Consider the following 10,635-nt stretch of genomic DNA (forward strand, 5'->3'; position numbering starts at 1 on the left):
CCTGGAAGCCGTGGGCATGCAAGGCTCCGTGCTCAAGCGCTTCAAACAGCTGATTGCGCAGCCACACGGCATCATCCTGGTGACCGGCCCCACCGGCTCCGGCAAAACCACCACGCTGTACTCGGCGCTGCAAAAGCTCGATGCCAGCTCGCTCAACATCATGACGGTGGAAGACCCGATCGAGTACGAGCTTTCAGGCGTGGGCCAGACCCAGGTCAACAGCAAGATCGACCTCACCTTCGCCAAGGCCTTGCGCGCCATCCTGCGGCAAGACCCGGACGTGATCATGATCGGCGAGATCCGCGACTTTGAAACCGCGCAGATCGCCGTGCAGGCCTCGCTCACCGGCCACCTGGTGTTGGCCACGCTGCACACCAACGACGCCCCCAGCGCGGTGACGCGCCTGACCGACATGGGCATCGAACCCTTTTTGCTCAGCTCCTCGCTGCTGGGCGTGCTGGCACAGCGACTGGTGCGCAAGCTCTGCCTGCATTGCCGCCAGCAAGACGAGCAGGGTTTGTGGCACCCGGTGGGCTGCGCGCACTGTGGCAACACCGGCTACAAAGGCCGCACCGGCATTTACGAGCTGATGGCCACCGACGAGAAGATCCGCGCACTGATCCACAACCGCGCCGCCGAAAGCCAGCTCTACGTGGCCGCCGAAGCCGGCGGTCTGAGCTCGATGCGCCAGGACGGCCAGCGTCTGATCGACGCCGGCATCACCTCGCCCGAAGAGGTGATGAGCATCACGCGGGATTGACATGAAATCCCCATGCGCTCCACGACCGGCGGTGTCCACCTGGCCTAGTGCCACGGGACGGCCCAGCGCCGCCGCTCGCTAGCATGCCCGCCTACACCTTTGAAGCCCTGGACGCCCAGGGCGCGACCCAAAAAGGCATGATCGATGCCGACACCGCGCGTGCCGCGCGCGGCATGTTGCGGGCCCGCGCGCTGGTCCCCATCCTGGTCGAGCCGGCGGTTCATGCGCCCGGTGCCGAACGCCTGGGCGGACTCAACATCACCCTATGGGGCGGTCGCGTCTTCAACCCCACCACGCTGGCGGTCTGGACGCGCCAGATCGCCGGGCTGGTTGCCGCCGGTTTGCCGCTGGAACGGGCGCTGTCGGCCCTGGCCGACGAAGCCGAAAGCGAGCAACAACAACGCCTGGTGGCGGCCTTGCGCTCCGAAGTCAACGGCGGATCGCCGTTCGCCCGGGCGCTGGCGCAACACCCGCGCGAGTTCTCCAACACCTATACCGCCGTGATCGCAGCGGGCGAACAAAGTGGCCAGCTCGGCACCGTGCTCGAACGCCTGGCCGACGATCTGGAAAGCACCGAGGCGCTGAAGAACAAGCTCATCGCCGCTTCGCTCTACCCGGCCATCGTCACCCTGGTGGCCATCGTGATCGTGGTTTTTCTCGTGAGCTACGTGGTGCCGCAGGTGGCGGCGGTGTTTGCGGGGAGCAAACGCGCGCTGCCCTTCCTCACCGTGGTGATGCTGTCCATCAGCGCTTTTGTGCGCAACCAGGGCTGGCTGATGCTCATCCTGTTGGCGCTGAGCGTCGGTGGCGTGGTGATGGCGCGCCGCAACGAGGCGCTGCGCCTGACCATGGACGCGGCCTGGCTGCGCCTGCCCCTGGTGGGCAAGCTCGCGCGCGGCTACAACGCGGCGCGTTTTGCCGCCACCCTGGCCATGCTGGCGTCGGCGGGCGTGCCGATTCTGCGTTCGCTGCAAACCGCCACCGAAACCCTGAGCAACCGCGCCATGCGTGCCGACGCGCTCGACGCCCTGGTGCTGGTGCGCGAAGGCGCACCGCTGGCTTCGGCCATCGCCAGCAAAAAACGCTTTCCGCCGCTGGTAGCCATGTTCGCCCGCCTGGGTGAACAGACCGGCCAGCTGCCCGCCATGCTCGGCCGCGCGGCCACCCAGTTGAGCGCCGAAGTGCAACGCCGCGCCATGCACCTGGCCACCATCCTGGAGCCGCTGCTGATCGTGGGCATGGGACTGGTGGTGATGCTGATCGTGCTGGCGGTGCTGATGCCCATCATCCAGCTCAACCAGTTGGTCAAGTGATGCCCCCCCTGCGCCGCTTCGCGTCTTCCCCCCAGAGGGGGGACCACACCAGTGGCCCGGCAAAGCCGGTTCCACGGTGTGTGCCGGAGGCAACCACCTCGATCGAAGACCTGCGCGTATGGCCGTGACGCTCGATGGCCAATTGGTGGTCGCGATTTCTTCGCGGGCTTTGTTCGACTTCGAGGAAGAGAACCGCCTGTTTGAAACCGGCGACGACCGTGCCTACATGAAGCTGCAGCTGGAGCGGCTCGATCATCCGGCCCTGCCTGGCGTGGCTTTTTCGCTGGTGCAAAAGCTGCTGGCCTTCAACGATGCGCAGGCGCAGCGGGTGGAGGTGGTGATCCTGTCGCGCAACGACCCGGTCTCGGGCATGCGCGTGTTCCGTTCGGCCCAGCACTACGGCCTGCCGATCCAGCGCGGCAGTTTCACACGCGGTCAGCCACCCTGGCGCTATCTGCGACCGCTGCGCGCCAACCTGTTTTTATCGACCCACCTGGCCGACGTGCGCGCCGCGCTGGACGCCGGTGTGCCCGCCGCGCAGGTCTACCCCCATTCGGTGCACGCCAGCGACGCGCATCCGCACGAGGTGCGCATCGCCTTCGACGGCGACGCCGTGCTGTTTTCCGACGAGGCGGAGCGGGTGTTCCAGACCGAAGGCCTCTCCGCCTTCCAGGCGCACGAGGCCAGCAAGGCGGCGCTTCCCTTGGCCGGTGGGCCCTTCAAGCCCTTGCTCGAAGCCCTGCACCGCCTGCAAGCCGAAGGCACCTCCAGCATCCGCATCCGCACCGCGCTGGTCACGGCGCGCAGTGCGCCGGCGCACGAGCGCGCCATCCGCACGCTGATGAACTGGAACATCGAGGTGGACGAAGCCATGTTCCTCGGCGGCTTGCCCAAAGGCGAATTCCTGCGCGAGTTCGAGCCCGATTTTTTCTTCGACGACCAGACCGGCCACATCGAACACGCCGCGCTGCACGTGCCTTCGGGGCATGTGGCCAGCGGCGTCTCGAACGCTCCACACCAGCCTTGAATCCTGTCGCTGCGCGTTGAAACGTCTGAGCGTGGGTCCGCTCGCTCGTCGCGAGCGGCCAGAGTGAACCGGTCCGTAGACCCCAAATTCATGGCAGCGCCTGGCCACGGGGTGTCAGGATCACGCTGACCACATTGGGGTTGGTGGTGCTGCTGGCAAAAGCCAGCATCCGCCCCTGTGGGTCGATCCAATTCCCTTGCGACTGCCGGCAAGGAATGGACACATCGATCGTATGCCCCGCAAGGGTCAAGGAATGCGACTGGGCGATCTCTGGGCCTTGTTCTCCGGTGTGCACGTTCACCACCCGTACCCGCCGCGCGCCGCTTAGTGCATCTGCCTCGCTGCAAAACAAGGCGTGGCCATTGCGCCCCAAGGCATAAGGCTGCGCCCCCACCAGGGCATGGGGGCTTGGCGGATCCAGTTCAAACACCTGGCTGTAGTCCGATGGCCGGTGTGAGAAGAACAGCACAGTGCCCAGGCTATCCACGCTCACATTCACCCGTCCCACCACGCCGATCTGAAAGTCCTTCATGCCTGCACTATCGTTGCTGCTGTAAAGGGATGCACTTCCGACCCGACCTGCGGCATCACCATCGAAAATATTTCCAAACAGGGTTCCCGACCCAGGCAACTGGTCCCGGCGAATTTCCAGGCCTGCGCCCCACCCCGGTCCAAGGGACTCGTGGTACACCCAGCGGCGGCAATACCGGATGCTCATATCGCAGTAGCCCAGGTCAGCGCCGCTGTAGGAGTAGCCGTTGTCGCCGGCAATATACGTGGCCCGCCCACCCGCTGACAGAGAGACGAGTGTCTTGCCGTCCGCGTCCGGGGTATTGCCCGACCTCGGCGTGGACCTGGCCAGAATCACACTGGGTTGGCCAGAGGAAAGAACAACGGCCGGATGTGTAATGGACTGGTAATACGTCGCCCCCTCCAGTTGATTGCCACCCACGGTGCCGTCGTCCGCAATACCCACTGGCAAAAATCGATGGGGCAATTCACGAACCGCACCGGTTTTCCAAACCACCCCGCAAGAAGCCTGCGCAGGCGCATCGCTGCCGGTGCAGGCACCTTGCAATGCACTGCTCAAGTTGTGCTTTTGAAAGAGAACTTCGCCCCGTGCATTCATACCCAAGGGGGTGAAATTCGACTCTACATGGGGCAGCTCCTGGACGGTGTAGCAGTACGCTTGACCGGCCTTCGGCACACAGTCGCCGGTCGACTGCACCTGCCCCAGCTCCAGCGAGACCAGATCGAGTGGCAACACGGTGTCCACGAAGGCGAAAAACTCGTCGGCGCGTCCGGCGTTGGTGGCGGTGAAGGCGATGTCGAAGTCGGTCTGTCCCGGCGCAGCCAGCACCCGCGCCACTTCGCGCGCGGTCACCAAGTCGCCGTTGCGCACCAGCAAGATGCGCTTCACGTTGTAAGGCCCAATCAAAGGCAAAAAGCCAACCTTGCTCGGGTCCAGCTTGACTTGAAAGTTGACCGTGTCGCCAGCCACAAAGGTGGGCCGGTCGGCGGTGACGGTGCCCGCGGGTGAGCTGCCGATCTCGGTGTTGATTTCGGCCAAGGTTTCGGCCACCGCATTCAACCCCAGGAAAGCCGCCAGGTCCAAAAAGTCGGTGTCGACCCCGGCTTTGATTTCGGCCAGTAATTTGTAATCGGACTTGTAGGCCGCGTCGCCCATTTGCACGAACTGCGGTGCAAAGCTGCCCTTGAGCGCGGCACCCGCCTTGATGCGGAAAGCGTCAAAGCGCAAGGACTTCAGAAACGGGTTTCCGATAGCGGCTTTGACGAACGCATAGGTGGACAGACTGGGCTCCAGCCGCAAATCGTTCAGGCTGGGCCCATCCACCGTGGGTTCGAAATTCAGATCCAGGGGACCCACCTCGCTGACCACAGCGCACTCGGCACCTTGCGGGCAAGACAGGCCCAAATTCACCGTGGTTTTGGCGCTGGCCTTGGCCGATATGCCCATGTTGACCACCGTGAGCTTGCCCGCCAACTCCATGCCAACGCCCACCGGCAACTGCCCACCGATCACCAGCGCCACTGGGCCACCCACGGGAATTTTGATGACCAGCAACTCCACCTCGCAAGTGACCTTGCCTTCTACCGCCACCAACACCGTCAGGCCGGCTTGCACCGAAAAATTCGGCTTGGCACCGAGCACAAAGCGCTCCAGCCCATGGGCCTTGGTGAACAAGACGTCGAGCGAGTTGTTCAGCGTGAAGGCAAACAAGGGCGTCGGCCCTGCCAAGGCCAGAATCTCCGAACCTGCGCCCGCTGCGCCGTCAAAGGCCGGCTTGCAGGTGAAGGGACCGCGCTTGAATTCGACCCCTGCGGTCGCCTGCGCACGCAGACGCGTGTCGGATCGGGGCAGCGCTCGCCCCTGCACCTGAGCATCCGGTTTGGCGGTGAACGTGTAGGTGTTGCCGTTTTTCTGCACGGTGTACATCGCGAGCAAGGCTTCTGGAATGACCACCTCGGCCTGGTTCAAATCGAATACTTCGCGGATTTCCAGGTTGGGGAACATCTCGCGCGCGGGCACCAGTGCCAGCGTGACGCGGTGATCGCCACCGATGCTGTCCACTGCGGTGACACGCCCGGCCACGACCTTGCCTTCGGTATTGATGAGCAAGTCGCCCAGCGCGGGTGCGGCCATGCCCGTGAGCTGCACGGTATAGGTGTTGCCCAAGCTGGCGGCGGCATCTGGTGTGCTTTCCACGGGCTGGCCCACGATGTTGGCATCGGTGAGCAGCACCGCACCCGCAGGCAACGCCGTGTGCACAGCCAGAAGGGGTGGCGACTGCAGCGCGCCAATGCGCGCCGTGATCTGGCTCGAACCGCCTGCACCGGTGGCACGGAGCACCCCGTTGGCATCCACCGCCATTTGCTCAGGCCGGCTCGACGCCCATTGCACCGAGGCTTCGATCAGCTGGTCGTCCGCATCGAACACCCGGGCAGACAGCGTTTTGCTCTGACCGGGTGCGGTGAGCAGCACCGCGCTGGGCGTGATCTCGATGCGCGCAGGAACAGAGGCCTTCGCGCTGTCGTCTCCGCCACCGCTTCCACCGCCGCAAGCGGCCAGCGCCAGCACACTGGCCATCACCAGCAAGCGCAGCAATTGGGTGGGGCGGATCACGAAAATATTGGCGGCCATGTTTGGGCTCTCGATGGAATGGCACCCGGGAATCGGGTTACAGCGGATGAAGGAGGGAGGTCGCCACAGCCCGAGGAGGTGACGACGCTGGCACGGGTACAGGCGCAGCCCAGCCCGAGACTGGCCTGCGGCGCCGTTCCAATAGCGAACCTGGCCGATTCAACTGGAGGTTTTTCATCTTGAGTCGTGGTCAATGTGGTGGGCTTTGCCGGCACCCACCGGTGGGTGCGTTTGCCTCGTTTCGACGTACCCATCGTAAGAAGACGCGCGCGCCACCACAATTCGCCCAAGTGCGTAGCGCGCACAGGCGCCTCTACGCACTTGGGCGTATGCCGCGATCGGTGGGGGCTTCAGGGCCCGGTGAGGCCTTGCGAGCGGATGGCGTAGGCCGCCATCTCGGCGCTGTTGCGAATGCCGAGCTTGCGCCGGATGTTCTCGCGGTGCTTGCGGGCGGTGGCTTCGCTGATATCGAGCTGCAGACTGATTTCCTTGCTGGTCAGCCCCTCACCCACCAGCCGCAGAATGGTGGTCTCGCTGCGTGTGAGGGGGCTGCCCGGCTCGCGGGGCGCCTCCGGCACAAAGAGCTGGGCGATCTCGGCGCTGATGTAGCGCCGACCCTGGGCCACTCGGCGAATGGCCAGCAGCAGTTCGTCGCTGTCTTCGTCCTTGGGCAGGTAGCCTGCGGCGCCCAAGGCCAGGGCCCCACGGATGGACTGCTGATCCAGGCGCGCCGTCACCACCAGCACCTTGATGGGTGAGCGCGCGCGCTGGAGCGTCTCCATCACGGCAAGGCCATCGACTCGGGGCAAACCCAAGTCCAACAGCAAAACATCCGCCTCGATCGATTGCGCCAACGCCAGCGCCCGCTCGCCGTCTTTGGCCACGCCCACGCATTGCATGTCGGGCTGTGTCCCCAACAGCATCTGCAAGGCATCGACCAGCAAGGCGTGGTCTTCCGCGATCAGGACTTTGATGAGTGGCATAGTCGCGCATTATCGTGTTGAAAGGCTGGGTCCATGTTCGGGCAAAAACAGGTCGGCTCGCTTGCGAAGTATGAAGAAAGGGCCTTTGCCCTGTACTTCGTCAACGACATCCACTACCCCTATGTCAGCGTGACACTGATGTCGCTGGTGGGCGCCTGGCTCATGTACGGCAACGTGCCCACCGCCGCCATTGCCGCGTGGATTTTTGTGGGCGGGGCGCTGAGTCTGCTGCGCGAGCTGTTTGTGCGTTACATGAAGCCCCAGTTGGAACAAGGCCATGGCTACGCCGCCATCATGCGCGGATTTGCCATCTCGTCCCTGTTCACCGGTGCCACCTGGGGCGCGTTTGCCTGGCTCTACTTCGACGCGCAAAAGCCACTCACCCTGCTGGTGGTCGGGTCTTACTTGGCCGGGCACGTTGGGGGCGCGGTGACGCCCCTGTCGATCTACCTGCCCGCCTTCTACCTGTTCTTGCTGTCCGCCCTTCTGCCTTACGTGGCGCTGCTGCTCATGGCGGGCACGCAGGAACACCTCGTGCTTGCGGGCCTGACCGTGCTGTTCCTGTTCTCGATGGCGCACTACGCCCACATGACGAACCGCTTGCACCGCGAGTCCATGCGCCTGCGCCACGAGAACCAGAACCTGATCGAAGATCTGGGCTTTCGCCGGGCCGAAGCCGAAAGCGCCTCGCGCACCAAGAGCCTGTTTCTCGCCGGCATCAGCCACGACCTCAAACAACCGCTGCGTGCGATCGCCATGTACACCGGCTTCCTGCGCCACAGCGCCCCGCAGGTCGGCGGTGAGACGGTGGTTCAGACCGCGTCGAAGATCGAGACGGCGGTGGCCTCGATCCACGGGCAGGTGAACCGCTTGCTGGAACTTTCGCGGCTGGAGTCCGGCTCCATGGAAGTGATCCTGGAGGCGGTGGCGCTGACCGAGGTGTTCGCGCACGTCGAAAGCATCTTCGCGGCCCAGGCGCAGGCCAAGGGTGTGCGCCTGCACTTCGCCGCTGCACGCCACCATGTGCTGGCCGATCGCGGCATGCTCGACTCCATCCTGCAGAACCTGGTGAGCAACGCCATCAAGAACACCGAACAGGGCGCCGTGTATGTGGGCACACGGATGCGCACGCAATACCCCGTCGGCCAGCAACTGTGTGTGGAGGTGCGCGACTCGGGCTCTGGCGTGGCGGCGGAACGCATCCCGCTGCTGTTCGATGCCTACCGCAGCTTTGACGACCGTGTGGCCAGCGAGAGCCATGGCCTGGGGCTGGCCATTGCCAAGGCCCAGGCCAGCTACCTCGGTAGTGACATCATGGTGGTATCGCAGCCTGGATGCGGTTCCACCTTCACCTTCTGCGGGTTGCGCACGCTGCCAGCCAACGCTTCGCACCCGATCCATCTCCCTGAGCCAGTGACACCATGACCCTGATCGACAAATTCCAGAGCTTTCGCGTATTCACCCGCAAGGTGATCCGCCTCGCGCTGCCCTACTTCCAGTCGGAAGAAAAATGGAAAGCGCGGGGGCTGCTCGCGGCGATCATCGTGCTGAATCTGGCGGCGGTGTACATGCTGGTGTTGCTCAACGAATGGAACCGCGGCTTCTACGATGCCTTGCAGAACAAGGACCAGCCGGTCTTTTGGCGCGAGCTGGGGCGGTTCACCTACCTGGCCTTTGCCTTCATCGTGATCGCGGTCTACCGCTTTTACCTGACGCAACTGCTGCAGCTGCGCTGGCGCAACTGGATGACCGCCCATTACATGGACCGCTGGCTGTCCAACAAGGCCTTCTACCAACTCGAGCTGGCCCGCTTTTCCAAGACCAAGGACGCACCACCCGACAACCCCGACCAGCGCATCGCCGAAGACCTGAACATGTTCACCAGCGACACCGTCGGGCTGACCATGGGCTTGATGAACGCCGTGGTCACGCTGCTGAGCTTTGTCGGCATTCTCTGGAGCCTCTCCGGCAGTTTCGCTTTTGAGTTCCAAGGCAAGGCCTACGACATCCCCGGTTTTATGGTCTGGATGGCGGTGATCTACAGCCTGGCCGGCAGTGTGCTCACCCACTACATAGGCCGGCCCCAGATCGACCTGAACTTTCGCCAGCAGCGTTTCGAAGCCGACTTTCGCCACCACCTGGTGCGGGTGCGCGAATACAGCGAGTCGATCGCGCTGGACCGGGGCGAGCCGGTGGAACGCCAGCAACTGGGCGGGCGCTTCACCCGCGTGCTGACCAACTACCTGAACCTGATCCGTGCGCAAAAGCGGCTCATCTGGTTCAACAACTTCTACGGCCAGGCCGCTGTGGTGTTTCCCTTCATCGTGGCCGCACCGCGCTTTTTCAGCGGCGCCATCCAGCTCGGCGAGTTGATGCAAATTTCATCCGCCTTTGGCCGGGTCCAGGACTCGCTCTCCTGGTTCGTCGACAACTACAGCAGCCTCGCGGCCTGGCGCGCCACCACCGACCGCATCATCAGTTTTGAAGCCAGCTTTCTGGCGCTGCAAACGTCCGAACTGACGCCTGCCAACCCGGACGGCCAAAGCGATGGCGACAGCCTCCAGGTCGAGAACCTGCAGTTGGCCTTGCCGGGCGGCGCGGCGCTCCTGGGCGCGCAAGCCCTGACCCTGGCGGCGGGCGACAACTTGCTGGTGAAAGGTCCATCTGGCAGCGGAAAGTCAACGTTGTTTCGTGCGCTGGCCGGCATCTGGCCCTGGGCCAAAGGACGCGTGCGCCTGCCCGCCGATTTTGATCAGCGGGTGATGTTTCTGCCGCAGCGGCCCTACTTCCCGAACGGCAGTCTGCGCGCCGCGCTCGCCTACCCCGAAGCCGCCCAGCACTACAGCGACGACGCTTTGCGGCAAGCCCTGAGCGACGCCTTGCTGCCCGATCTGGCCAGCCGCCTCGACGACGAAGACACCTGGGGCCAGAAGCTGTCGGGCGGTGAGCAGCAACGCCTGGCCATCGCGCGCGCCTTTCTGAAGAAGCCCCGCTGGTTGTTTGTGGACGAAGCCACCAGCGCGCTGGACGAGACGGCCGAAGCCACGCTCTACAGCAGGCTGCAGGCGCTGGTGAAATCCTCCAACGGCGCCTTGGTGTCGATCGCGCACCGGCCCACAGTGGCGGCTTTCCACAACAAGCAGTGGTCGCTGGAGACCGATGCATCGGGCGAAGCGCGCTACCGGCTGGTCGCCACTTGAGTGGCAGATCAGCTGCGCACCGCCACAGGCGCAGCCCTCACAGCCCAGGGCAAACGGACTTGTTCACCTGCGACACCTTGTCCCGGATCTGCTCCGTCAGGTAGTCCAGAAACACCTGGGTGCGCCGAGGCAGGAACTTGCGGCTGGGCAGGGCCGCGAAGATGCTGGCGCGGCCATAAATCCAGGGCC

Annotated in this window: 7 protein-coding genes; 5 read left to right on the forward strand and 2 right to left on the reverse strand. The window is 64.3% G+C overall.

The window, feature by feature from the left end:
• The 3 genes from ABYB95_RS09820 to ABYB95_RS09830 all read left to right on the forward strand — a co-directional run.
• Window positions 1–760: GspE/PulE family protein (locus tag ABYB95_RS09820; RefSeq protein ID WP_372658299.1), on the forward strand; the 760-nt coding region annotated here is incomplete at its 5' end.
• Window positions 761–843: 83 nt separating this feature from the next.
• A complete protein-coding gene (gene gspF / locus ABYB95_RS09825; protein WP_372658300.1) occupies window positions 844–2,073 on the forward strand; it encodes a type II secretion system inner membrane protein GspF in 1,230 nt (409 codons plus the stop codon).
• 118 nt (window positions 2,074–2,191) lie between these two features.
• Complete coding sequence (locus ABYB95_RS09830; protein WP_372658301.1) at window positions 2,192–3,100, forward strand: 5'-nucleotidase; 909 nt, start codon at window positions 2,192–2,194, stop codon at window positions 3,098–3,100.
• A gap of 88 nt (window positions 3,101–3,188) precedes the next feature.
• Here the strand turns inward: ABYB95_RS09830 and ABYB95_RS09835 are convergent, their stop codons facing one another.
• On the reverse strand, window positions 3,189–6,263 hold the full coding sequence (locus ABYB95_RS09835) for a hypothetical protein (protein WP_372658302.1): 3,075 nt from the start codon (window positions 6,261–6,263) through the stop codon (window positions 3,189–3,191).
• A gap of 350 nt (window positions 6,264–6,613) precedes the next feature.
• Window positions 6,614–7,246: a response regulator gene (locus tag ABYB95_RS09840; protein ID WP_372658303.1), complete on the reverse strand. Its 633-nt coding sequence runs from the start codon at window positions 7,244–7,246 to the stop codon at window positions 6,614–6,616.
• A gap of 33 nt (window positions 7,247–7,279) precedes the next feature.
• On the opposite strand from ABYB95_RS09840, the gene ABYB95_RS09845 reads away from it, so the two are divergent.
• Together ABYB95_RS09845 and ABYB95_RS09850 are read left to right on the forward strand one after the other, a co-directional pair.
• A complete protein-coding gene (locus ABYB95_RS09845; RefSeq protein ID WP_372658304.1) occupies window positions 7,280–8,671 on the forward strand; it encodes a sensor histidine kinase in 1,392 nt (463 codons plus the stop codon).
• Window positions 8,668–10,446, forward strand: a complete 1,779-nt coding sequence (locus ABYB95_RS09850; RefSeq protein WP_372658305.1) for an ABC transporter ATP-binding protein/permease — start codon at window positions 8,668–8,670, stop codon at window positions 10,444–10,446. Before ABYB95_RS09845 ends, ABYB95_RS09850 begins: the two co-directional genes overlap by 4 nt.
• Window positions 10,447–10,635 lie beyond the last annotated feature (189 nt).

It is taken from the genome of Hydrogenophaga sp., from assembly GCF_041633695.1.
Lineage (GTDB): Bacteria > Pseudomonadota > Gammaproteobacteria > Burkholderiales > Burkholderiaceae_C > Hydrogenophaga.